The 24744-nt window shown below is 65.4% G+C and carries 18 protein-coding genes; 14 read left to right on the top strand and 4 right to left on the bottom strand.

What is annotated here, in order from left to right; translation table 11 throughout:
* Window positions 1-30: 30 nt before the first annotated feature.
* The 3 genes from coaE to AC4D2Q_RS11205 all read left to right on the top strand — a co-directional run bounded on the left by coaE (window position 31) and on the right by AC4D2Q_RS11205 (window position 4195).
* On the top strand, window positions 31-645 hold the full coding sequence (gene coaE / locus AC4D2Q_RS11215) for a dephospho-CoA kinase (protein ID WP_490946532.1): 615 nt from the start codon (window positions 31-33) through the stop codon (window positions 643-645).
* A gap of 51 nt (window positions 646-696) precedes the next feature.
* Window positions 697-2787 (top strand): excinuclease ABC subunit UvrB, encoded by a 2091-nt coding sequence (gene uvrB, locus AC4D2Q_RS11210; protein WP_490925543.1) that lies wholly within the window; start codon window positions 697-699, stop codon window positions 2785-2787.
* A gap of 175 nt (window positions 2788-2962) precedes the next feature.
* The gene (locus AC4D2Q_RS11205; protein ID WP_490946531.1) at window positions 2963-4195 is read left to right on the top strand and encodes a TerC family protein; all 1233 of its coding nucleotides are present in this window, start codon (window positions 2963-2965) and stop codon (window positions 4193-4195) included.
* Between the two features lie 97 nt (window positions 4196-4292).
* Here the strand turns inward: AC4D2Q_RS11205 and AC4D2Q_RS11200 are convergent, their stop codons facing one another.
* From AC4D2Q_RS11200 to AC4D2Q_RS11190, 3 genes are read right to left on the bottom strand one after another with little or no spacing between them, the layout of a single operon-like run.
* Window positions 4293-5618 (bottom strand): alpha/beta fold hydrolase, encoded by a 1326-nt coding sequence (locus AC4D2Q_RS11200; protein ID WP_490946530.1) that lies wholly within the window; start codon window positions 5616-5618, stop codon window positions 4293-4295.
* Window positions 5615-6094, bottom strand: a complete 480-nt coding sequence (locus AC4D2Q_RS11195; RefSeq protein WP_490925541.1) for a GNAT family N-acetyltransferase — start codon at window positions 6092-6094, stop codon at window positions 5615-5617. Before AC4D2Q_RS11195 ends, AC4D2Q_RS11200 begins: the two co-directional genes overlap by 4 nt.
* A 9-nt stretch (window positions 6095-6103) precedes the next feature.
* Window positions 6104-8644, bottom strand: coding sequence for a DEAD/DEAH box helicase (locus tag AC4D2Q_RS11190; RefSeq protein ID WP_490946529.1), 2541 nt, complete (start codon window positions 8642-8644; stop codon window positions 6104-6106).
* A 60-nt stretch (window positions 8645-8704) separates the two neighbouring features.
* Here AC4D2Q_RS11190 and AC4D2Q_RS11185 point away from each other — a divergent pair, with 60 nt between their 5' ends.
* A complete protein-coding gene (locus AC4D2Q_RS11185; RefSeq protein WP_490946528.1) occupies window positions 8705-9481 on the top strand; it encodes a trans-aconitate 2-methyltransferase in 777 nt (258 codons plus the stop codon).
* A 211-nt stretch (window positions 9482-9692) separates the two neighbouring features.
* Window positions 9693-11264 carry an S-layer homology domain-containing protein gene (locus AC4D2Q_RS11180; RefSeq protein WP_490946526.1) on the top strand — a complete coding sequence of 524 codons (1572 nt, stop codon included), beginning with the start codon at window positions 9693-9695 and terminating at the stop codon, window positions 11262-11264.
* A 24-nt stretch (window positions 11265-11288) separates the two neighbouring features.
* Here AC4D2Q_RS11180 and AC4D2Q_RS11175 read toward each other — a convergent pair whose 3' ends face one another.
* Window positions 11289-11927 carry an MBL fold metallo-hydrolase gene (locus AC4D2Q_RS11175; protein WP_490946525.1) on the bottom strand — a complete coding sequence of 213 codons (639 nt, stop codon included), beginning with the start codon at window positions 11925-11927 and terminating at the stop codon, window positions 11289-11291.
* A gap of 125 nt (window positions 11928-12052) precedes the next feature.
* Here AC4D2Q_RS11175 and AC4D2Q_RS11170 point away from each other — a divergent pair, with 125 nt between their 5' ends.
* The 9 genes from AC4D2Q_RS11170 (at window position 12053) to AC4D2Q_RS11130 (ending at window position 24738) form a co-directional block, all read left to right on the top strand.
* Window positions 12053-13786: an ABC transporter ATP-binding protein gene (locus AC4D2Q_RS11170; RefSeq protein ID WP_490946524.1), complete on the top strand. Its 1734-nt coding sequence runs from the start codon at window positions 12053-12055 to the stop codon at window positions 13784-13786.
* Window positions 13787-13791: 5 nt separating this feature from the next.
* Complete coding sequence (locus AC4D2Q_RS11165) at window positions 13792-15765, top strand: ABC transporter ATP-binding protein (protein ID WP_490946592.1); 1974 nt, start codon at window positions 13792-13794, stop codon at window positions 15763-15765.
* Between the two features lie 84 nt (window positions 15766-15849).
* Window positions 15850-16227, top strand: a complete 378-nt coding sequence (locus AC4D2Q_RS11160; protein ID WP_490925535.1) for a GntR family transcriptional regulator — start codon at window positions 15850-15852, stop codon at window positions 16225-16227.
* A gap of 75 nt (window positions 16228-16302) precedes the next feature.
* Entirely contained in the window at window positions 16303-19200 is a 2898-nt protein-coding gene (gene uvrA, locus AC4D2Q_RS11155) for an excinuclease ABC subunit UvrA (protein ID WP_490946591.1), read from the top strand.
* 90 nt (window positions 19201-19290) lie between these two features.
* The gene (locus AC4D2Q_RS11150) at window positions 19291-19995 is read left to right on the top strand and encodes an HAD hydrolase-like protein (RefSeq protein WP_490946523.1); all 705 of its coding nucleotides are present in this window, start codon (window positions 19291-19293) and stop codon (window positions 19993-19995) included.
* Window positions 19982-20650, top strand: a complete 669-nt coding sequence (locus AC4D2Q_RS11145; RefSeq protein WP_490925533.1) for a lysophospholipid acyltransferase family protein — start codon at window positions 19982-19984, stop codon at window positions 20648-20650. The genes AC4D2Q_RS11150 and AC4D2Q_RS11145 overlap by 14 nt, the downstream gene beginning before the upstream one ends.
* Window positions 20651-20734: 84 nt before the next feature.
* On the top strand, window positions 20735-22741 hold the full coding sequence (gene uvrC, locus AC4D2Q_RS11140) for an excinuclease ABC subunit UvrC (protein WP_490946522.1): 2007 nt from the start codon (window positions 20735-20737) through the stop codon (window positions 22739-22741).
* 68 nt (window positions 22742-22809) lie between these two features.
* Window positions 22810-23709, top strand: a complete 900-nt coding sequence (gene rapZ, locus AC4D2Q_RS11135; RefSeq protein WP_490946521.1) for an RNase adapter RapZ — start codon at window positions 22810-22812, stop codon at window positions 23707-23709.
* Window positions 23710-24738, top strand: a complete 1029-nt coding sequence (locus tag AC4D2Q_RS11130; RefSeq protein ID WP_490946520.1) for a gluconeogenesis factor YvcK family protein — start codon at window positions 23710-23712, stop codon at window positions 24736-24738.
* The last annotated feature ends 6 nt before the right edge of the window (window positions 24739-24744 follow it).

Raw genomic sequence — 24744 nt, 5'->3', positions numbered from 1 at the left:
TGGGTTCCCGGCGGCGGTAGGCTGGGCAGCATGCTCAAAGTTGGACTCACCGGCGGGATCGCCGCCGGAAAATCCGTGGTGGCCCGGACCCTGGTGGACTGCGGCGCGGTGCTTATCGACGCCGATGCCCTGGCCCGCGAAGTGGTGGCCCCCGGCACTGACGGACTTGCCGCCGTCGTCGACGCCTTCGGACCCGGGATCCTGGCTCCGGACGGTTCCCTGGACCGCCCGGCACTGGCGGCGGTGATCTTCGGGGACGAGGACCGCCGGAAGGTGCTCAACGGCATCATTCATCCGCTGGTGCGGGCCCGTGCGGCGCAGCTGGCAGCGGAGGCACCCGCGGACGCCATTTTGGTGCAGGACATTCCCCTGCTGGTGGAAACCGGCCAGGCATCGAACTTTGATTTCGTCCTGGTGGTCGAGGCGCCCGAGGATGTGCGGCTGGACCGGATGGTCCGCGACCGCGGCATGGAGCCCGACGCCGCGCGGGCCCGGATCGCCGCCCAGGCGACGGCCGAGCAGCGTGCCGCGGCAGCCGACGTCGTACTGCACAACACCGGCACCCCCGAGGAGCTGGCGGCCGCCGTGCGCCGGCTGTGGGAAACCCGGCTGGTTCCGCTGAACCGGGGTTCAGCCCTCAGCTAACCGCCAGCGCTGAGGACCGGACCTGACCGCAGTGCGGAGTAGCTTTTAATCATGAGTCTTGCGCAGGACATCAAGAGAGTCGTTGCCCCCTTCGAAGTCATCAGTGATTATTCACCGGCGGGTGACCAGCCCACCGCCATTAAAGAACTCGCCGAACGCATCAAGGCCGGCGAAAAGGACGTGGTCCTCCTCGGTGCCACCGGTACCGGTAAGAGCGCGACGGCGGCCTGGCTGGTGGAGCAGGTCCAGCGGCCCACGCTCGTCATGGTCCAGAACAAGACGCTTGCCGCGCAGCTGGCCAACGAGTTCCGCGAACTGCTGCCCAACAACGCGGTGGAGTACTTCGTCTCCTACTACGACTACTACCAGCCCGAAGCGTATGTGCCGCAGACGGACACCTTCATCGAGAAGGACTCTTCCATCAATGAGGAAGTCGAACGGCTGCGCCACTCCGCCACCAACGCGCTGCTGACCCGCCGCGACGTCATTGTGGTGGCCACTGTGTCCTGCATCTACGGTCTGGGAACGCCCGAAGAGTACATCGAGGCCATGGTCACCCTGCGCAAGGGCCAGCAGATGAACCGTGACGATCTGCTGCGCCGGTTCGTGAACATGCAGTACGCCCGCAATGACATGGACTTCCACCGCGGCACCTTCCGCGTCCGCGGCGACACCGTCGAGATCATTCCGATGTACGAGGAAAACGCGCTCCGGATTGAGTTCTTCGGCGACGAGATCGAGAACATTTACACCCTGCATCCGCTCACGGGGGACGTGATCCGCGAGGAAACGGAAATGTACGTCTTCCCGGCCTCGCACTATGTTGCCGGTGAAGACCGCATGCACCGTGCCATCCGCCAGATTGAGGACGAGCTGCAGGTGCGGCTGGCCGAGCTGGAGTCGCAGAACAAGCTGGTGGAAGCCCAGCGGCTGCGGATGCGCACCACCTATGACCTGGAAATGATGCAGCAGATGGGTTTCTGCAACGGCATCGAGAACTATTCCCGGCACATTGACGGCCGCGGGCCGGGCACCGCCCCGCACTGCCTGCTGGACTACTTCCCCGATGACTTCCTGCTGGTGGTGGATGAGTCCCACGTGACGATTCCCCAGATCGGCGCCATGTACGAGGGGGACATGTCCCGCAAGCGGACCCTGGTGGACCACGGCTTCCGGCTGCCTTCGGCCATGGACAACCGGCCGTTGAAATGGGATGAGTTCCTGGAACGCATCGGCCAGACCGTGTACATGTCCGCGACGCCGGGCAAGTACGAGCTGTCCAAGTCAGACGGTTTCGTGGAGCAGATCATCCGTCCCACCGGGCTGGTGGACCCGCAGGTAATCGTCAAGCCGAGCAAGGGCCAGATCGATGACCTGCTGGGCGAGATCCGCACCCGGACCGAGCGGAACGAGCGCGTGCTGGTCACCACGCTGACCAAGCGCATGGCGGAGGACCTGACGGGCTACCTGATGGAACACGGGGTCAAGGTGGAATACCTGCACTCCGACGTCGACACCCTGCGCCGCGTCGAGCTGCTCCGTGAGCTGCGGATGGGCACCTTCGACGTGCTCGTGGGCATCAACCTGCTCCGTGAAGGTTTGGACCTTCCCGAGGTGTCACTGGTGTCCATTCTCGACGCGGACAAGGAAGGCTTCCTGCGCTCGTCCACTTCGCTGATCCAGACTATCGGCCGTGCCGCCCGCAACGTCTCCGGCGAAGTGCACATGTACGCCGACCGGATTACTGACTCCATGGCCAAGGCCATCGATGAAACCAACCGCCGCCGTGCCATCCAGGTGAAATACAACCTGGACCACGGAGTGGATCCGCAGCCGCTGCGGAAGAAAATTGCGGACATCACCGACTCGCTGGCCCGGGAGGACGCCGATACCAGGGCCCTGCTGGCCGAGGCGGCCGAAAAGAAGAACCGCAAGACCACGGGCAAGGGCAAGGGCGGCGTCCGCAAGGACGGCCTGGCCGCCGCTCCCGCGGAGGACCTGGCCGGACTGATCGCTTCGATGACCGAGCAGATGCACGCTGCGGCAGCGGAACTGCAGTTTGAACTGGCGGCACGGCTCCGCGACGAAGTGGGCGATCTGAAGAAGGAACTGCGGCAGATGCAGAACGCGGGGCACGCGTAAGCCGCCGCTGCTGCGATAGACTTCTAGGCAGCGTAGGGGAGTATCCTTTGTCGCTGCACCCGTCAGCACGCAGGGCGACGTCGTCCCGCCGGGTGCAGCGGGCACCCGTGTGAGATGATCTCCACGGCTGCCGGAGAGACCTGCGCCTCTTGCCGTGCCCGAAAGGTTTATCCCCATGCCCGAGTTACCCGTTGTCTTCGAGGTCGGCACCTTTGTCGCCCTCGGAGCCGTCCTGCTTTTCGACCTGCTGCTTGTCGTCAAGCGCCCCCACGAGCCGTCAATGAAGGAGGCCGGCCTGTGGGTCGCCTTCTACATCGGGCTTGCGCTGGTCTTCGCCGGTGCCATGTTTGTTTTCACCGGCCCGGAGTACGGCAGCCAGTTTGTTGCCGGCTGGGTCACTGAATACAGCCTCAGCGTGGACAACCTCTTTGTCTTCATCATCATCATGGCCCGCTTCTCGGTACCTCGTAAGTACCAGCAGGAAGTGCTGATGTTCGGCATTATCATTGCACTCATCCTGCGCGGCATCTTCATCATCCTGGGCGCCGCAATCATTGAGAACTTCAGCTGGGTCTTCTTCATCTTCGGTGCCTTCCTGCTGTGGACTGCGTACAAGCAGGCCACGGACAACGGCGAGGACGAAGACGAAGGCAGTGACAACAAGCTGATCGGCAAGCTGCGCAACGTCCTGCCGATGACCGACAAGTTTGACCAGGGCAAGATCCGCACGACGGTGGACGGCAAGAAGGTCTTCACCCCGATGCTGATCGTCTTCATCACCATCGGTGTCACCGACCTGATGTTCGCCGTTGACTCCATTCCGGCCATCTTCGGCCTGACCCAGAGCGCCTTCATTGTCTTCACCGCCAACATCTTCGCCCTCATGGGCCTGCGCCAGCTCTACTTCCTGCTGGGCGGCCTGATGGACCGCCTGATCTACCTCAAGCACGGCCTGTCCGTCATCCTGGCCTTCATTGGCGTGAAGCTGATCCTGCACGCACTGCACGTGAATGAGCTGCCGTTCATCAACGGCGGCGAGCACGTTGGCTGGGCTCCGGAAATCCCCACCTTTGTTTCCCTGGCCGTCATCCTGGGCACCATCATCGTCGCCACCGTCGCCTCGCTGCTCAGCCCCAAGGCCAAGGCAGTCCAGGCTGTTGCCTCGCTGGAGAACGCCCTGAAGGTCTACCGGAACCTCGGAGAGGACGCCCCGCACGAAGAACGCGTGGAAGCCTACGAAAAGGTCACCGAAACCTACGGTGCTGCCACCACTGCGGCCAAGGACCGTGACGACGTCGACCTGCCCGAGATCACGGACGAGGCCCGTGCGCACTTCCGCGCCACCGACCCGCGTTCCGGCCGTCCGGGCACCGCCCGGGACGCCTCTGCGGATCAGACCGAAAAGTAACACCCGATACAACAAGCCGGCGCAGCAGTGCACCGGCCGCCGAGCGCCGCTCTTCCCTGGGGGAAGGGCGGCGTTCGTTTTGGGATCCGGGCAAATGTCAGGCGGCGGAGTCCGGATCCGGCTCAGCCCGCACCATGCCCAGAAGCCGGTTAAAAATGCCTTCGCCGTCGTCGGCGATGCCGTCATGGTGGAAATCGGCGCTTTCCCAGACCCGAAGGCCCCGGACCGCTGCCGCTGTTTCCAGCGACAGGCCGCGGTCCACATAAATGTCATCCGTGTAGACAGCGGCGGCAACGGGAACGGTGTTGAGGGACAGCTGCTCCGGATCGTAGAGTGCAGGCCAATCGTCCTTTGCTGCCAGCAGGTCAGCCGTTTCCTTCAGCGGTATCAGCGCCGGATCTTCATCGAAGTACCAGGGATAGACCATCTCGCCCGTGTACAGGGGCTCTTCCGCCTCGGGCCGGAACTGCGGATATTCGGCCAGCACGCGCTCGGCCGCCCAGCGGGTCGCCTCCCCCTGCCCGTAGATGGACTCGTGAACCAGGGCATAAAGCGGGTTCGCGGCACGGCTGACGAGCCCGTGGACGGCCTCCAGGAACGTATCCGAGAGCCGGTCGCCGCCGGGCGTTGGAACAAAGGCCTCCTGGAGCAGCAGGTGCAGGCCGTCGATGCGGGTGTTGCCGCCCAGGAAGGAGCCAACCATCTGGAAGCGCCGGACGGTGAGCCGCTCGCCGGAGGGCAGGTACTCCGGAACGTTCTCCAGATGCCGGGCGATCCGGGTAGTGAGGTCCCGGTCCTGCGGATACTTCGCGAAGTATTCCGCGTTGCGCGCTGCCACACGGGAGAAAGTCGCCCGGTAGACCCGGTCGGCCGGCCCGGTCAGCGGGGCGAGGCCGCCGGTAATCAGGGATTCGCGCAATCCGTGCGGAGCAAAGGACAGATAGGTGAGTGTGCAGAAGCCGCCGTAGCTCTGGCCATAGGTTGTCCAGGGCTCCGAACCCAGGGCCTCACGGATGAGTTCGGCGTCGGCCACGATCGAGTCTGCCCGGAAATGGGTCAGATAGTCCGCCTGGGCGGCGGCGTCGCCGCGCAGGGCAAGGGTCTGCCGGTTCGCGGGGGCGGAAAGGCCGGTACCCCGCTGGTCCAGCATCAGGATGCGGAAGTGCCGGGAGGCAGCCTTGGTCCAACCGCCGAAGGACAGCAGCCGGGAGCCTTTTCCGCCGGGGCCGCCCTGCAGGTAGAGCAGCCAGGGCAGCTGTTCCGTTTCGGCCTGCGGCAGTTCAGCGTCCGAATATTCTCGGGCAAAGACGGTGATGGTTTCGCCGTCAGGCGCCGAATGGTCCAGCGGCACGGTGAAGCGGTGGTCTGTGACGCGCATGCCGCGGACGTCGTACGGTGCGGAGGCGGTGTGCGGAACGCTCATGCGGCAGCACCGCCAAACGCGGTCAGGGCCTCGCCGGTGAGCCGGAACGTGGTCCACTCATCCTGCGGCACCGCGCCGAGGCTCTTGTAGAAACGGATGGAGGGTTCATTCCAGTTCAGCACGCACCATTCCACCCGTGCGTAGCCGCGCTCGACGGCGATTTCGGCCAGGGTGCGCAGCAGCGCCTTGCCGCAGCCCTTGCCCCGCGCCTCGGGCCGGACATACAGGTCCTCCAGATAGATGCCGTGCACGCCCTCCCAGGTGGAGTAGTTCAGGAACCACAGGGCAAAGCCCTGCACAGCTCCGGAATCCACTGCCACGTGGGCAAAGATGGCAGGGTTCTCTCCGAAGAGGTTCTGCTCCAGCGCCTGAACGGTGTTCTTGACGGCGTGCGGCTCTTTTTCATAGATCGCCAGGTCATGGATGAGTTCAAGGATGACCGGGACATCTTCCGGGCGGGCGGGGCGAATCTGCATGCCCCCAGCCTAGTCCAGCCGGCCTGCCGTAATGACCTTGATGACGGGGGAGCCTGCCTCATCCGAGGCCGCCAGATCCACCTCGGCCGTGATCCCCCAGTCCAGGTGGTTGGCCGGGTCCTTGAAGATTTGCCGGACTTCCCATTTGCCGGGCAGTTCCTTGATGATCAGCAGGTTCGGGCCGCGTCCGTCGGGGCCGTCGTCAATGTCCTCATGCTCTTCGAAGTACGCGTCCAGCACGTCCGCCCAGCGGTCGGCATCCCAGCCGGAGCCGCCGTCGAGCTCGCCCAGGGCGCGGTCATCCTCATCCGCGAAGAGCTTCACCCGCTGGAACATCTCGTTGCGGACCATGACGCGGAACGCGCGGACATTGGCGGTGAGCTTATCCGGAACCGGCGGCAGGACCGGTTCGGCGCCGGCCTCGGGGTTGATGCCGTTGGTGAGCTCCTCCCATTCGTCCAGCAGCGAGGAGTCGGTCTGGCGGACCAGTTCGCCGAGCCACTCGATGATGTCTTCCAGATCTTCGCGGAGCCGCTCCGGCGGCACGGTGTGCAGCAGGGCCTTGTAAGTGTCCGAGAGGTAGCGCAGCAGCACGCCTTCGGAGCGGGCCAGGGAGTAGAACTGCACATACTCGCCGAAGCTCATGGCACGTTCGTACATGTCGCGCACAATCGACTTCGGGCTCAGCTCAAACTCGCCCAGCCACGGGGCGCCGGAGCGGTAGACCTCGAAGGACTGCTCCAGCAGCTCGGCCAGCGGCTGCGGATAGGTGACCTCTTCGAGCAGGGCCATCCGCTCGTCGTATTCGATGCCCTGGGACTTCATGGCCGCAATGGCCTCGCCGCGGGCCTTCTTCTCCTGGGCGGAGAGGACCTGGCGCGGTTTCTCCATGATTGCCTCGATCACGGACACCACGTCCAGGGCGTAGGAGGGGCTGTCCGGGTCCAGGATCTCCAGGGAGGCCATGGCAAACGGGGACAGCGGCTGGTTCAGGGCGAAGTTCGGCTGCAGGTGCACCTTCAGGCGGACGGTGCGGCCGTCGGCGTCGGGTTCCGGGAGGACCTCCACAATGCCGGCGGTCTTCAGCTCCCGGTAGATGCTCAGGGCCTTCTTCATCAGCGCCAGCTGCGAGGACCGGGTCTCATGGTTGTGCGTGAGCAGCTTCTTGGCCGCGGCGAAGGGATCCCCCGGGCGCTCCAGCAGGTTCAGCAGCATGGAGTGGGTGATGTTGAAGCTGGAGGTCAGCGGTTCCGGGGTGCCGTCCACGAGCTTCTCGAAGGTGGGCTTGCCCCAGGACACGAAGCCGGCCTGCGGCTTCTTCTTCACCACCTGGCGCAGCTTCTTCTGGTCGTCGCCGAATTTGGCGTGCGCCTTGGCCATGGCCTTCACGTTTTCGATGACGTGCTCCGGTGCCTGCACGACGACGGTGCCGGCGGTGTCATAACCGGCACGTCCGGCGCGGCCGGCGATCTGGTGGAATTCGCGGACCTTCAGCGGACGGGTGCGGGTGCCGTCGTACTTGGACAGTGCCGTGATCAGCACTGTGCGGATCGGCACGTTGATGCCGACGCCGAGAGTGTCGGTGCCGCAGATGACCTTCAGCAGGCCGGCCTGCGCCAGCTGTTCCACCAGGCGGCGGTACTTGGGCAGCATGCCGGCGTGGTGGACGCCGATGCCGTGCCGCACCAGCCGGTTCAGGGTCTTGCCGAAGCCGGGGGCGAAGCGGAAGCCGGCAATCAGCTCGGCGATCTTGTCCTTCTCCTCGCGGGTGCAGACGTTGATGCTCATCAGCGCCTGGGCGCGGTCAATGGCTTCGATCTGGGAGAAGTGCACCACGTAGACCGGCACCTGCTTGGTGGCCAGCAGTTCCTCGAGGGACTCCTGGACCGGGGTTTCCACGTAGTAGTAGTGCAGGGGGATGGGCCGTGACACGGAGGACACGGTAACGGTGTCCCGGTTGGTGAGCTCGCTGAGTTCATTGGCGATCCGGGTCATGTCGCCCAGGGTGGCGGACATCAGCAGGAACTGGGCCTGCGGCAGCTCCAGCAGCGGCACCTGCCAGGCCCAGCCGCGCTGCGGATCGGAATAGAAGTGGAACTCGTCCATGATGACGGTGCCCAGGTCCGCGTCCGGACCCTCGCGCAGGGCAATATTGGCCAGGATTTCCGCGGTGCAGCAGATGATCGGGGCGTCCTTATTCACCGAGGAGTCACCGGTGACCATGCCCACGTTCTCGGCACCGAAGATTTCACACAGGGCGAAGAACTTCTCCGAGACCAGGGCCTTGATGGGAGCCGTGTAATAGCTGCGCTCATCCTGCGCCATCGCATAGAAGTGCGCGGCAATGGCCACCATGGATTTACCGGACCCGGTGGGGGTGGCGAGGATGACGTTGTTGCCGGTCACCAGCTCCATCACCGCTTCGTCCTGCACCGGATACAGCGACATGCCCCGGCTCTCGACCCATTCCAGGAAGGACGTGTAGGTCTCATCGGGGTCGACGGTGGCGGTGGCGGAGGGACCGGAGGGCAGCTGTTCAAGAAGTTTCATGTCACTACCAGAGTATCGGGCGCGGCCGCCGGTTGCCGACGGGAGGGTAGGCTCGGCGGCATGACATGGGATCCCCGGAAATACACACAGTTCTCCTCGCACCGAGACCGGCCCTTCTTCGACCTCACCGCCCGCATTGCAGCCGATGCTCCGCGCCGCGTCGTCGACCTGGGCTGCGGCCCCGGCACCCTGACTGCGGCGCTCGCCGCCCGCTGGCCGGAGGCACAGGTGACCGGCGTCGATTCCTCCGCCGAGATGGTGGCGGAAGCAAGAGCCCTGGAAGGCGCTCCCCCGAACCTGGAATTTGTCCGGGCGGGAATCGAGGACTGGGAGCCCGGCCCGGGAACGGATGTGGTGGTTTCCAACGCCGCGCTGCAGTGGGTTCCGGGTCATCAGGATCTGATGCGCCGCTGGGCCAAACAGCTCGACGCCGGTGCCTGGCTGGCCGTTCAGGTGCCGGGAAACTTCTCGGCCCCCTCCCATGCCCTGATGCGGGAGCTGGCCGCGAGCGCCGCCTGGGCAGACAAGCTGGACGGCGTACTGCGCCATGCGGACGCAGTGGATGAGCCGGAAGACTACCTGGGCCTGCTGACCGAGGCAGGATTTGAGGCGGACGTGTGGGAGACCAGCTATTCGCAGATCCTGCACGGGGAGGACCCGGTGCTGGAATGGGTGCGAGGAACGGCGCTGCGGCCGGTCATCGCCGCGCTCAGCCCCGAGGACTTCGGCCGGTTTGAAACCGAATACGCAGCCCTGCTCCGGGAGGCGTATCCGGCGCGTCCCTGGGGGACCGTCTTCCCCTTCCGCCGCATCTTTATGGCGGGGAAAAAATCCTGACTTTTACCCGGAGACACCGGGGACTCCGTGACATCAATCGGCGCCGCGGATTCATGGCATAATCTGCGCCGGGGGAAGCGAACTGGCAACCGGTCACGAAGCATTGGTCTCCCATGCCTAACGGGGGATTATGCGCAGGATTTCCGGTGCCTTGTGGTCTGTCTTTTCAACGAAGGACAGTTCCGCCCGCACGACGACACACAACAGCTCATTGAAAAGCGGAGGAAGGACTGCCCTCCGGGCAGCGGGAACCGCACTGGCGGCTGCGGCCCTGCTGGGCAGCCAGGCGGTGCTCCCGCCGGCGCCCGCTGCGGCTGCCGCCCCGGGGATGGTGTCCGCGGCGGAAATCTCCTCGGCGCCCGCGTTCAGGGACGTGCCGGAGACAAACCAGTTCTACCGTGAGATCAGCTGGCTGGCAGCCGAGGGGGTGTCCACCGGATACGCGGACGGCACTTTCCGGCCCATCCAGCCGGTGAACCGTGACGCCATGGCGGCGTTCCTCTACCGCCTCGCGGGCTCGCCGGCCTATACGCCGCCCCCGGCCTCACCCTTTTCAGACGTTTCCGTCACGTCCCAGTTTTACAAGGAAATAACGTGGCTCGCCTCCCGGGGAATCACCACCGGGTACGGGGACTCCACCTACCGCCCCCTGCAGCCGGTGAACCGTGACGCGATGGCGGCGTTCCTTTACCGATTTGCCGGCAGCCCCGCCTATACGGCTCCTGCCGGATCTCCCTTCCGCGATATTGGCGGGTCCACCCAGTTCTACGCCGAGATGGCGTGGCTTGCGGACAAGGGTGTTTCAACGGGCTGGGCAGCGGACCGCACCTACCGCCCCCTGCAGTCGGTAAACCGTGACGCGATGGCCGTTTTCATGTACCGGCTCCACACCAATCTCCCGCCCCATACGCAGCCGGCATACGGGTCGACTGCAGCCGGTGTGCTGGCCACACTGCCCATCAAGGGCAGGGCACCCAAGACCGGATATGAACGGGACAAGTATGGACCGGCGTGGTTCGACGTGGACCGGAACGGCTGCGATACGCGAAACGACATCCTGCGCTCGCAGCTGACCTTGCGGACAGAGGATAAATGCGTGGTTTACAGCGGGCGGCTGGCTGACCCGTACACCGGTACATCGATTGATTTCGTCCGCGGGACGTCAACAAGCACAGCTGTACAGATCGACCACGTGGTGGCCCTCTCAGATTCCTGGCAGAAAGGCGCACAAAACCTCAGCTTCGAGCAGCGGCGCGAATTCGCCAACGACCCGCTGAACCTGCTGGCTGCTGACGGTCCCACAAACCAGCAAAAGGGAGACGGGGACGCGGCTACCTGGCTGCCGCCGAATACCGCCTTCCGATGCGACTACGTGGCCCGCCAGATTTCCGTCAAGGCGACCTACGGGCTGTGGGTCACCCAGGCCGAGCACGACGCCATGGCCGGCCTCCTGGCCAACTGTGCGGGCCAGCTCGTTCCGACAAACCAAGCCCCGCCCGTCGCCCTGGCTCCGGCTCCCAAGCCGGCGCCTGTGCCGGCTCCCAAGCCGGCTCCCAAGCCGGCGCCTGTGCCGGCGCCTGTGCCGGCGCCCAAACCTTCTCCGACACCTGCACCCAAACCGACACCGGGCAACCCCGGCGACACGAAGAACTGCTCAAGCTTCAAGACCTGGCGTGAGGCGCAGAACTGGTTTGAGTACTACTACCCCTATTACGGCGACGTAGCCCGTCTGGACGCCAATCACGACGGCATTGCCTGTGAGTCACTGCCCGGCGCTCCCTAGGGCAGGAGAGGCAGGAATGCGGCGCTACCAGCCGCGTTCCTTCCATTCCTGCAGGTGCGGGCGCTCGGCGCCCAGGGTGGTTCCGGCGCCGTGGCCGGGATGGACGATGGTGTCATCCGGCAGGTATTCGAACACACGTTCGACAGTGTCCCGGTAGAGGGACGCGAACCGCTCAGGATCCTGCTGCGTGTTGCCCAGTCCGCCGGGAAAGAGCGAATCCCCCGTGAACAGGTGCGCCGGCCCGTTGGGGTCCCGGTACAGCAGGGCCACGGAGCCGGGGGTGTGGCCGCGGAGCTTGATGGCTTCGAGTTCAAACCCTTCGAAACGTCCGACGTCGCCGTGCTCCAGCGGCACATCAGTGGGTACCTCGATGTCCGGCACATCCTCGCTGCCTGCAGCCGTGCGGGCACCTGTGGCCTGCACTGCGTCGGCGAGCGCCCGGACATGGTCCCAGTGGCTGTGCGTGGTGATAATCAGTGCGACGCGTGCGGGGACCGAAGCGTCGGCGGCCGCTTCGGCGAGCAGCTCCCGGATGGCCGGAAAGTCGTCGGCGGCGTCGATGAGGACCTGTTCCCCGGTGTCTTTTGCGGTGATGACGTAGACGTTGTTGTCCATGCTGCTCACGGACCGGCTGCGGATGGTCACATTCTTCAAATCAAACATGGCGCCAGTCTAGTTCGGCGCTCGCAGGTGCGGACCCCCCCCGCCCGGGGGTCTTGCCTGCCCGGGGTGCCGGGCGTACGTTCAGATGGTGCCGGGCGTGGGATCCGGCCGGTCCTGGAGGAAGCGTGCTCCTAAGGCTTGTCCGGCAGAATCTGGCCCCCTATAAAGGCGCCGTTGCCGCCGTCGTCATTCTGCAGTTCCTGCAAACCGCTGCGACGCTGTTTCTTCCCACCCTGAACGCGGACATCATCGACCGCGGCGTGGTAACAGCGGACACCGGCGTGATCCTGAATCTGGGCGGCTGGATGCTGGCCATCACTGCCGGCCAGGTGGTGTGTGCGGTGGCGGCCACGTTTTTCGCTGCCCGCGTGGCCATGAGCGTGGGCCGGAACATCAGGGATGACCTGTTCACCCGGGTGGAGTCCTTCTCCTCCCGGGAGGTGGGTGTCTTTGGCGCCCCGTCCCTGATTACGCGGACCACCAATGATGTCCAGCAGGTGCAGATGGCCCTGCTGATGACCTTTACCGTGATGGTGTCCGCGCCGATCATGGGCGTGGGCGGGGTGCTGCTGGCCCTGAACCAGGACGTGCCGCTCTCCGGCATCCTCCTGCTCATCCTTCCGGTGCTGTTCGTGGTGATCGGCCTGGTGCTGCGCCGCCTGATCCCGCTGTTCCGTCGGGCGCAGAAGCAGATCGACCGGGTCAATTCGGTGCTCCGCGAGCAGATCATGGGGGTGGCGGTCATCCGGGCCTTTGTGCGTGAGCGTACGGAGGAAGCCCGCTTCGACGCCGCCAACTCCGAGCTCACCGGCACACAGCTGCGGACCGCGCAGTACATGGCGCTGCTGTTTCCGGCAGCCATGCTCGTGGCCAACCTTGCTTCCGTGGCGGTGGTCTGGTTCGGCGCCTACCGGATCGATGCCGGGCAGATGCAGATCGGAGCGCTTACGGCGTTCATCGCCTACATCATGCAGATTCTGATGGCCGTCATGATGTCCATGTTCATGATCATGATGCTGCCGCGTGCCGCCGTCTGCGCGGAGCGGATCTATGAGGTCCTGGATACCGAGAGCACCGTGCATGACAGTGAGGACGCGGTTCCGCTGGTGTACGACGGCGGGACGGTGGCCTTCGAGAACGTGGGCTACACCTATCCCGGGGCGGAGGCTCCCGTGCTTCACGGGGTGAGCTTCACGGCGCAGTCGGGGGAAACCACAGCGATCATCGGATCCACGGGGGCGGGCAAGTCCACCCTGCTCAACCTGGTGCCGCGGCTGCTCGATGCCACGTCCGGAGGAATTTCCATTGACGGGCAGGATATTGAGGCCGTTACCCTCCACTCCCTGCGCAGCGGCATCGGCCTGGTGCCGCAGAAGGCCTATCTGTTTGCCGGGACCATCGCTTCCAACCTCCGCTTCGGCAAGCCCGATGCCACCGACGCGGAAATCTGGGAAGCATTGGAGATTGCCCAGGCAGCGGATTTTGTCCGCGAATCCGAGGGGGCGCTGGAACACCGTGTGGAGCAGGGAGGAGGAAACTTCTCCGGCGGGCAGCGGCAGCGGCTCGCCATTGCCCGGGCGCTGGTGGTCCGCCCCTCGATCTACCTTTTCGATGACAGCTTCTCCGCCCTGGACTTCGCCACGGATGCCAGGCTGCGGGCAGCCCTGAAACAGCGCACCCGATCCTCCACGGTGCTGATTGTGGCCCAGCGCGTGAACACCATTGCCGATGCTTCCCGGATTGTGGTGTTGGAGGAGGGGCGGGTAGCCGGGCAGGGAACCCACGAGGAGCTGCTGTCTTCCTCGCCCACCTACCGGGAGATCGTTGAATCCCAGCTCACGGCGGAGGAAGTGCAGTGAGCGGGATGCGCGGCGGACCACGGCCGGGACCGGCCGCTGCGGGACACGGCCCCGGCGGACGTGTGCCCGCAGCGAAGCCGCTGAACTTCCGCTCCAGTGTCCGGCGCATCCTGTCCCTGATGCGCCCGGACCGGATGCGGGCGGCGCTGGTCATGGTGGCCGCCGTCGTCTCCGTGGCGCTCGCCGTCACCGCTCCCCGCATCCTGGGGGAAGCAACCAACGTGATCTTCAACGGAGTCATCAGCTCACGGCTGCAGCCGGGGATCAGCAAGGCGGACCAGGTGCAGGCCCTGCGCTCCTCCGGGCAGGACCAGCTGGCGGACATGCTGGCCGCCATGGACGTGGTACCGGGAGCCGGCATGGACTTCGGCCGGCTCGCGGCCCTGGTGCTGGGGGTGCTCGCGATCTATGTGGCGGCGTTCTTCTTCGGGTGGCTGCAGGCACGGGTCACCGCACGGGTGGTGCAGAACGCCATGTACCGGCTGCGCCGGCAGGTGGACGCGAAGCTCTTCCGCCTGCCGATGTCCCATTTCCAGCGTGAATCCCGGGGGGATGTGCTGAGCCGCGTCACCAATGACATCGACAACCTGGCACAGACCCTCTCCCAGACGCTGACCCAGATCATCACCTCGGCCCTCACGATCGTGGGGGTGCTGGGCATGATGCTGTGGCTCTCTCCGCTGCTGGCACTGATTGCCGTTATTACGGTGCCGGTTTCCGCCGTCGTCACCGTGCTCATTGCCCGGCGCTCGCAGGTGCAGTTCATGCAGCAGTGGAAATCCACGGGGGAAGTCAACGGCTACATCGAGGAAATGTTCAGCGCGCAGGACGTGGTCAAGGCCTTCGGGCAGCAGGAACGCGTGGTGGAAGGCTTCCGGCCGGCCAATGAAACCCTGTACCGCTCATCTTTCCGGGCCCAGTTCGTTTCCGGCATCATCATGCCCACCATGCAGTTCATCTCCAACCTCAACTATGTGGCGGTGGCCGTGGTGGGCGGCATCCTGGTGGCGAACGGACGTCTTTCCATCGGGGGAGTGCAGGCCTTCATCCAGTACAGCCGGCAGTTCTCCCAGCCGCTGGGGCAGATCGGCTCGCTGATCAACATGCTGCAGTCAGGCGTTGCTTCAGCCGAACGTGTGTTCGAATTGCTCGATGACCGGGAACAGGACCGGGACCCGGCGGATCCGCTCACCATCACCAACGTGCAGGGGCGGGTGGCCTTTGAACATGTGGACTTCAGCTATTCGCCGGAAGCACCGCTGATCAAGGACCTGTCCTTCACGGCGGAGCCCGGACAGACCGTCGCGATTGTGGGTCCCACGGGGGCAGGCAAGACCACCCTGGTCAACCTGCTGATGCGCTTCCATGAGGTGGATGCCGGCAGGATCACCATCGACGGAACCGACATTGCCCGGATGAGGCGCGACGACGTCCGCCGCCTGATCGGCATGGTGCTCCAGGATGCCTGGCTGTTCGAGGGGACCATCCGGGAGAACCTGGCGTACGGAGCACCGGATGCCACGGAAGAGCAGATTGTTGCGGCTGCCCGCGCCACCCATGTGGACCACTTTGTGCGCTCGCTGCCCGAAGGTTATGACACGGTGCTGGGATACGACGGCGGATCGCTGAGCCAGGGACAGCGCCAGCTCATCACCATCGCCCGGGCCTGGCTGGCGGATCCTTCCATCCTGGTCCTGGACGAGGCAACGAGCTCCGTGGACACCCGCACCGAAATCTCCATCCGGCTGGCCATGAGCGCCCTGCGGGAAGCCCGGACCAGCTTTGTGATTGCCCACCGGTTGTCCACCATCCGGGATGCGGACGTCATCCTGGTGGTCCGTCACGGGGAGATCGTGGAACAGGGGACCCATGACGCACTGCTGGCCATGGAGGGCTTCTATGCCGAGCTGTACCGTTCCCAGTTCGCCGAACCCGCGGTTGAGGAGGAGACGGCGGGGGAAGCCGGCACCCCGCTGTGACCTGCCTCGCGGCGCTGCCCGTTCCGGCATGGCAAACTGGAAACAGTGCAAATTGCCGAATCTCTCCAACCTGAAGGCGGTCCCATGAGTGACGACGTCCTGTCCTGGGTCCGCATCGACGCCGCCAGCTCGGTACCTCCCTTCGAGCAGCTGCGCGTCCAGATCCTGGATGCTGCCAATGAAGGGCGCCTCGCCGTCGGAACCCGGCTGCCGCCGGTACGCGCGCTCGCCGCCCGGATGGGACTTGCGGTCAACACCGTGGCGCGGGCCTACCGCGAACTGGAACAGGCCGAAGTGGTGACAACGCGCTCGCGGGCAGGCACCGTGATTGCTGCAGCAGGAGACAACGGCAAACGGCGGGTGGCGGAAGCGGCCCGGGTTTTTGCCGACTCCGTCCGGGCCAACGGCCTGGATCCGAAGGAAGCCCTGACCTACGTCGAGACGGCTCTTCGCCTGCGGTGAACACTGCGGTGTCGAATACATCTTCGAACCAAACGGTGAACTACAGTGGAAAATGTGTCTACAGCTACCTCTTTGATGGCCGACAGTGCCAATGAGCCGCACAGCGGCAATGATCTTTCCCGCCTGATCGTGAAGGGCGCCCGGGAGCACAACCTGCGCAACGTGGACCTGGATCTGCCGCGTGACGCGATGATTGTCTTTACCGGTCTTTCCGGCTCAGGAAAGTCCTCCCTGGCCTTCGACACCATCTTTGCCGAGGGGCAGCGGCGCTACGTGGAATCCCTGTCCTCATACGCCCGCATGTTCCTGGGGCAGGTGGACAAGCCGGACGTCGACTTCATCGAAGGACTTTCCCCGGCGGTCTCCATCGACCAGAAGTCCACCTCCAAGAACCCGCGCTCCACGGTGGGGACCATCACCGAAATTTACGACTACATGCGCCTGCTCTGGGCGCGCGTGGGCACCCCGTTCTGCCCCGTCTGCGGCGAGCCCGTGTCCCGCCAGACCCCGCAGCAGATCGTCGACCAGCTGCTGGAGCTTGAAGAAGGCACCCGGTTCCAGATCCTGGCTCCCGTGGTGCGCGGCCGCAAGGGCGAGTTCGTGGACCTCTTCAAGGAGCTGGCCGCCAAGGGCTACTCCCGCGCCAAGGTTGACGGCGAGCAGATCCAGCTCTCCGATCCGCCCAAGCTGGGCAAGCAGTACAAGCACACCATCGAAGTGGTGGTGGACCGGCTGGTCGCCAAGGACGGTATTCGGCAGCGCCTGACCGACTCGGTGGAAACCGCGCTCGGTTTGGCCGAGGGCCGCGTCCTGGCCGACTTCGTAGACGTGGATGAAAAGAGCGAAGACCGGATCCGCGCTTTCTCCGAACATCTGGCGTGCCCCAATGAGCACCCGCTGGCCATTGACGAAATTGAGCCCCGGTCCTTCTCCTTCAACAACCCCTTCGGCGCCTGCCCGGTCTGCACCGGCATCGGCAGCCGCCTGGAGGTGGACGAGGAACTGGTCATTCCCAACCCGAACCTGAGCCTGGCCGCCGGTGCCGTGGCTCCGTGGGCGCTGGGCAATGCCACCCTGGAGTACTGGAACCGGCTGCTGGCCGGCCTGGCCAAGGAACTGGGCTTCTCCATGGACGTACCGTGGAAGAAACTTCCGGCCAAGGCCCGGGAAGCCATCCTCAACGGCAAGGACCACAAGGTAGTGGTCCAGTACAAGAACCGCTTCGGCCGGGAGCGCAAGTACAGCACCGGCTTTGAAGGGGTCATCCAGTACATCCACCGCAAGCACCTTGAAACCGAATCGGACAGCGCCCGGGACCGGTACGAGGAATACATGCGGGAAATCCCCTGCCCCGAGTGCGGGGGAGCCCGGTTGAACCCGGCATCCCTGTCGGTGCTCATCAACGGCCGCAACATCGCCGAGGCGGGCGCGCTTCCCCTGCGCGAGGCTGCTGAATTCTTCCGCGGGCTCGAGCTGACGGTGCGCGAGGCAAAGATCGGCGACCAGGTCCTGAAGGAAATCCTGGCCCGCCTGACCTTCCTGCTCGACGTCGGACTGGAGTACCTGAGCCTGGACCGGCCCGCCGCCACGCTCTCCGGCGGTGAAGCCCAGCGCATCCGCCTGGCCACCCAGATCGGTTCCGGCCTGGTGGGTGTGCTGTACGTCCTGGACGAGCCGTCCATCGGCCTGCACCAGAAGGACAACCGGCGCCTGATCGAAACCCTGACCCGGCTGCGGAACCTCGGCAACACCCTGATTGTGGTGGAGCACGATGAAGACACCATCTATGAGGCCGACTGGGTGGTGGACATTGGACCGGGCGCCGGTGAGCGCGGCGGTGAAGTGGTCCATTCAGGATCCCTGGAAGGACTGCTGCAGAACAAGCGCTCCCTGACCGGTGACTACCTCTCCGGACGCCGGAAAATCGAGATCCCGGCCAAGCGGCGCAAGGTGGACAGGACCCGCCAGCTGAAGATTGTGGGCGCCCGGGAAAACAACCTGCGCAACATCGACGTCACCATTCCGCTGGGCGTCTTTACCGCAGTGACCGGCGTCAGCGGCTCCGGCAAGTCCACGCTGATCAACGACATCCTCTACAAGACGCTGGCTGCCAAGCTCAACGGTGCCAAGCATGTGGCGGGACGGCACCTGCGCATCGACGGCCTGGAAAACCTGGACAAGGTCATCCACGTGGACCAGAGCCCGATCGGGCGCACTCCGCGGTCCAACCCGGCCACGTATACCGGCGTCTGGGACCACATCCGGAAGCTCTTCGCGGAGACTACGGAGTCCAAGGTCCGCGGCTACCTCCCCGGCCGGTTCTCCTTCAATGTGAAGGGCGGACGCTGCGAGGCCTGCCACGGTGACGGCACCCTGAAGATCGAAATGAACTTCCTGCCGGACGTCTACGTTCCCTGCGAGGTCTGCCACGGCGGACGCTTCAACCGCGAAACCCTCGAGGTGAACTACAAGGGCAAGAACATTGCCGAGGTCCTGGCCATGTCCATTGAGGAGGCTGCGGAGTTCTTCGCCGCGTTCTCGCCGATCTCGCGCCACCTGAACACGCTCGTCGACGTCGGCCTTGGCTACGTCCGGCTGGGTCAGCCCGCCACCACGCTCTCCGGCGGCGAGGCGCAGCGCGTGAAGCTGGCAGCGGAACTGCAGAAGCGTTCCAACGGCCGCAGCGTGTACGTCCTGGATGAACCCACCACCGGCCTGCACTTCGAGGATGTCCGGAAGCTGCTCCTGGTCCTCCAGGGCCTGGTGGACAAAGGCAACACGGTGATCACCATCGAGCACAACCTGGACGTCATCAAGAGCGCCGACTGGATCATCGACATGGGTCCTGAGGGCGGAAACGGCGGCGGACAGGTGATCGCCACCGGAACTCCGGAGAAGGTGGCCGAGTCCGACGTCAGCTACACCGGGCACTTCCTGGCAGAAATGTTCGCCAAGCAGAACCAGCAGGCCTAAGCGCGGCTGACCGGCATATCACGACAAAAGGTATTCCCCTCGGGGAATACCTTTTTCCGTGCCCGGGGAAACGTGTGGGAAACTGTCCCGGTGAAAGAATCCCGGCTCTTAGTGCTCTTCGACCTGGACGGAACCCTCGTGGATCCGGCAGGCAGCATCACCGGCGGCATCAGTGCAGCCCTGGCAGCGTGCGGCCTGCCCATTCCCGCCGAAGCAGACCTGCAGCGCATGGTCGGCCCGGCACTGGTGACCTCCCTGAAGGACATTGCCGGTGTTCCCGAAGACCGCGTTCCCGAGGTCATCGCAAGATACCGTGAGGGCTACCGGGCCGCCGGAATGGCACAGAGCCGCCCCTATCCGGGGATCCGGCAGGTCCTCGAACAGCTGCGCGCAGAAGGTGCCGTGTTGGCCGTAGCCACCCAAAAGCCCGAACCGCTGGCCGCGGAACTGCTCCGTGTCCAGGACCTTATGAACCTGTTTGATTCCGTTCACGGCTCACCCGCCGATGAGCAGGCTGCCGCCGCACTCAACGGCAAGAAGACCATTATCGGAGCTGCTCTCGGGCGCCATGCAGGCAGCTTTTCCCGCGCCGTCATGGTGGGGGACCGCCGGCACGACGTTGAGGGCGCAGCGGACAATGGTCTGGACTGCATCGGCGTTTCCTGGGGCTTCGCAGCGGACGGCGAGCTTGAAGCGGCCGGTGCGTCCGCCGTCGTGCACTCAGCGGAAGAGCTGCTGGTGGAACTGGAGCGCTTCCGGGCGCAGGAGAGGATCGGCGCACATGGGCGTCTATGACCTCACCCGCGCATCCACCCGCGGCCTGATTGCCTCACTCTGCCGGCCCACCGTCATCGGCCTGGAAAATGTTCCGGCAACCGGGGCGTTCATTGTTGCGGCAAACCACCTGTCCTTCCTGGACAGCGTCCTGACTCAGGCACTGATGCCCCGCCCGGTGGCTTTCTTCGCGAAGGCTGAATATTTCACGGGTACCGGAGTCAAGGGTGCCGCCATGCGCACCTTCTTTGAGGGAGTGGGTTCCATTCCCGTGGAGCGCGGCCAGCAGGCCGCCTCTGTTGCTGCGCTGAAGACGCTGCTGGACCGGCTGGAGCAGGGCAGCGGCATAGGCATCTATCCGGAGGGAACCAGGTCACGGGACGGCCTGCTGTACCGCGGACGGACCGGCGTTGGCTGGCTGGCCCTGACCTCCGGCGCACCCGTGGTGCCCGTGGGCCTGATCGGCACCGAAAACCTGCAGCCGGCGGGCAAGAAGTGGATCAAGCCCCAGCACTTCACCATGAAGGTGGGCCGCCCGCTGTACTTCTCCAAAACCGGCCCGGACCACGCCCTGCCTGCCCGCAGGCAGGCCACGGACCGGGTCATGGACGCCATTGCCGAGTTGTCCGGACAGGAACGCGCCGGCAGCTACAACCAGAACAAAGCCGAAGGCTAGGCCCGCGTTCCGCGAGTTCAGCGCGGCGCGAAAAGCGCCCCTCCGGGTCCAAGACCGCCGCCGCGGCAACCGTAGGATGGAACAGTGGCAGATCCAGCAACTTACCGGCCGAAAACAGGGGAAATCCCCACCGCACCCGGTGTATACCGTTTCCGTGATGAGCACCGCCGGGTGATCTACGTGGGCAAGGCGAAGAACCTCCGTTCCCGCCTGAATTCCTACTTCGCCAACCCTGCCGGGCTGCTGCCCAAGACCCGGGCCATGGTCCACACCGCCGCCAGCGTCGAGTGGACAGTGGTGGGGACGGAGCTTGAAGCCCTGCAGCTTGAGTACACCTGGATCAAGGAATTCAATCCCCGGTTCAACATCATGTTCCGGGACGACAAGTCCTACCCCTACCTCGCTGTCACCATGGGGGAGAAGTACCCGCGTGCACAGGTCATGCGCGGAGACCGGCGCAAGGACACCCGCTACTTCGGCCCCTTCTACCCGGCCAAGGCCATCCGGGAAACGCTGGACACCCTGCTGCGGGTCTTCCCCGTGCGCACCTGCAGTTCCGGTGTCTTCAAGCGGGCCGAACGCACCGGACGGCCCTGCCTGCTCGGGTACATCGACAAGTGCTCGGCACCGTGCGTGGGACGCATCAGTCCCGAAGACCACCGGCAGCTGGCCGCCGAGCTGTGCGACTTCATGTCCGGCGAGGGCAAGCGCTTCATCTCCAGCCTGGAAAAGGAAATGCAGGCCGCCGTAGCCGAGCTGGACTACGAGACCGCGGCCCGGCTCCGTGATGACATCTCCGCCCTGCGGAAGGTCTTTGAACGCAACAACGTGGTGCTCAGCGAAGACACCGATGCGGACATCTTCGCTTTGGAAGAGGACGAGCTGGAAGCCTCCGCCCAGGTCTTCCATGTGCGGGGCGGGCGCATCCGCGGCCAGCGCGGATGGGTGGTGGAAAAGGTCGAAGACAACGACACCGCGGATTTGGTGGAACACCTGATCCAGCAGGTCTACGGGGAGTCCGGCGCCGGTGACAGCATTCCGCGCCAGGTCCTGGTGCCCGTCCTGCCGCCCAACGCCGAGGAACTTGCGGAGTGGCTGCACGGCCTGCGGGGAAGCCGGGTGGATCTCCGCGTGCCCATGCGCGGGGACAAGAAGGCCCTGATGGAGACGGTGGCCCGCAACGCGTCGGACGCCCTGCGCCTGCACAAGAGCCGCCGGGCCGGCGACATCACTACGCGGTCCGCCGCGCTGCAGGAACTGCAGGAAGCCCTGGACCTTCCCGTGGCCCTGCTGCGCATCGAATGCTACGACATCTCGCACGTCTCCGGCACCAACGTGGTGGCCTCCATGGTGGTGGCCGAGGACGGGTTGCCCAAGAAGTCGGACTACCGCAAGTTCTCCATCACCGGCGAGGCGGCCCGGGATGACACCTCGGCCATGTACGACGTCATCTCCCGCCGGTTCCGCAACTACCTCGCCGAGAATGCGGATCCCGCAGCGGACCCCGACCAGCCGGCCGGGCTGCCGGACGAACGCACCGACACCGATGTCCAGCCCCTGACCAACACGCTCACCGCCGCGCCGCGGACCAAGTTCGCCTATCCGCCCAACCTGGTGGTGGTCGACGGCGGCCAGCCCCAGGTGGCCGCGGCCTCCCGCGCCCTGGCGGACCTGGGCATCACGGACATCTACGTGGTGGGCCTGGCCAAGCGGCTCGAGGAGGTCTGGCTGCCGGACAGCGACTTCCCGGTCATCCTGCCGCGCGCCTCCGAAGCCCTGTTCCTGCTCCAGCGCATCCGCGACGAAGCGCACCGCTTTGCCATTACGTTCCACCGGCAAAAGCGCGCCAAGTCCATGACGGCCTCGCTGCTGGACGAGATTTCCGGGCTGGGTCCGGCCAAGCGCACTGCCCTGCTCAAGGAATTCGGGTCGGTCAAGAAACTTCGGGCTGCCTCCGTGCAGGATCTGCAGCGCGTGCCCGGAATCGGCCCGGCACTTGCCGCGTCGGTGCATGCGCAGCTCGCATCGCAGTCTTCGGAATCGGTTGCGCCGGCCGTCAACATGACCACCGGCGAAATCCTGGAAACTTAGCTAGGCTGGGTAACCGGCCTATTCCCCGGCACCGGCCGGACGAAACCAGTAAGGACAGGACAACCGAAATGAATGAACAGGACGCGCTGACCCCGGTCAAGCCCGCCGAGTCGGAGCTGCTGGTGGTCACCGGCATGTCCGGCGCCGGACGCAGCACGGCCGCCAACGCGTTGGAGGATCACGGCTGGTACGTGGTGGAGAACCTCCCGCCGCTGATGCTCGGGACCCTGACCGAACTGGTTTCGCGGATGCCGCAGTCGATTCCCAAGCTTGCCGTGGTGGTTGACGTCCGCAGCAAGGAGCTGTTCCAGGACATCCGGGAAGCCCTGAGCGGGCTCCGCGCCGCCGGCGTCACCTACCGCCTCCTGTTCCTCGATGCGGAAGATGACACCCTGGTCCGCCGCTTCGAGCAGGGACGCCGCCCCCATCCGCTGCAGGAGGACGGCAGCATCCTTGACGGGATCGCCGCCGAACGGGACGTACTGAAGGAGCTGCGCGAGGCTTCCGACGTCGTCGTGGATACCTCCAAGCTCAACGTCCATGCCCTGGCCACCACCATCACCGAACTCTTCACCGATTCCGGTCCCATTGTGCTGCGGCTGAACGTGATGAGCTTCGGCTTTAAGTACGGGCTGCCCGTTGACGCCAACTACGTGGCGGACGTCCGCTTCATTCCCAACCCCCACTGGGTGCCGCAGCTGCGCCCCCACACCGGCCTGGACACCGATGTCCGGGAATACGTCCTGGGGGCCAAGGGCACCCGGGACTTCCTGGACCGTTACGTGGACGCCCTGGAACCGGTCATTGACGGTTACCGCCGCGAGAACAAGCACTACGCCACCATCGCCGTCGGCTGCACCGGCGGCAAGCACCGCTCGGTGGCCGTGACGGAGGAGCTGGCCAAGCGCCTGGCCCAGCTGCCGCACGTCACCGTCAGCGCCCACCACCGCGATCTCGGGCGCGAGTAGATGAGCTTTCTGACCGGCTCCCTGCCGGTGCTGCCCCAGAACGGGGCGGACCGGGGCACGGGCGGCTCCGACGGCGCCCTCGCCGTCGTCGCCCTCGGCGGCGGACACGGCCTCTCCGCCTCGCTCTCCGCCCTGCGCCTGCTGACCACGGACCTGACTGCCGTTGTCACAGTGGCCGACGACGGCGGCTCCTCCGGCCGCCTGCGCGACGAGCTGGACGTGCTGCCGCCCGGAGACCTGCGCATGGCCCTGGCCGCCCTGTGCGACGACACCGACTGGGGACGCACCTGGCGGGACGTCATGCAGCACCGCTTCCAGTCCCGGCCCGGCGTTACCGGCTCGCTGGACAACCATGCCCTGGGCAACCTGCTCATCGTGACCCTGTGGGAGCTGCTGGGGGACCCGGTGGCCGGCCTGCAGTGGGCGGGCGCGCTGCTCGGCGCCCGCGGCCAGGTCCTGCCCATGTCCACCCAGCCGCTGACCATCGAAGGTGACGTGCTGCGCCGCACCGAAAACGGCGAGCACCTGGAACTGGTCACCGGACAGGCCCGCCTGGCGGCAGCCGGAACCTCCGGGAAGGTCAGCGAAGTGCGGCTGGAACCCGCCGACGCCCCGGCCTGCCCCGAGGCGCTGGCCGCCATTGAGCGCGCGGACTGGATCATCCTGGGCCCGGGTTCCTGGTACACCTCGGTCATTCCGCACCTGATGCTGCCGGACCTGCGCAGCGCCCTGTGCCGGACCAATGCCAAGGTGTGCCTGACCATGAACCTCAGCAACGAGACCAAGGAAACGGCCGGCATGTCCGCCGTGGACCATCTGGCCCAGATCCGGCGGTATGCCCCCGACCTCAAGGTGGACGCCGTGCTGGCCGATCCCGCCGTCATCGAGGACCCCTCGGCCTTCAGCGACGCCGTCGCCGGCATGGGCGGCAGGGCCGTCTTCGGTAAGGTGGGGGCAGCGACCGGGCGCCCGATCCATGATCCGCTGCGCCTGGCTACGGCCTACCACGACATATTTGGGGAAAATTAGGAGTGT

It is taken from the genome of Arthrobacter sp. TJ-178, from assembly GCF_058269275.1.
The sequence above is the reverse complement of the archived record's forward strand: the minus strand, read 5'-3'. Positions and strand labels throughout refer to the sequence as shown.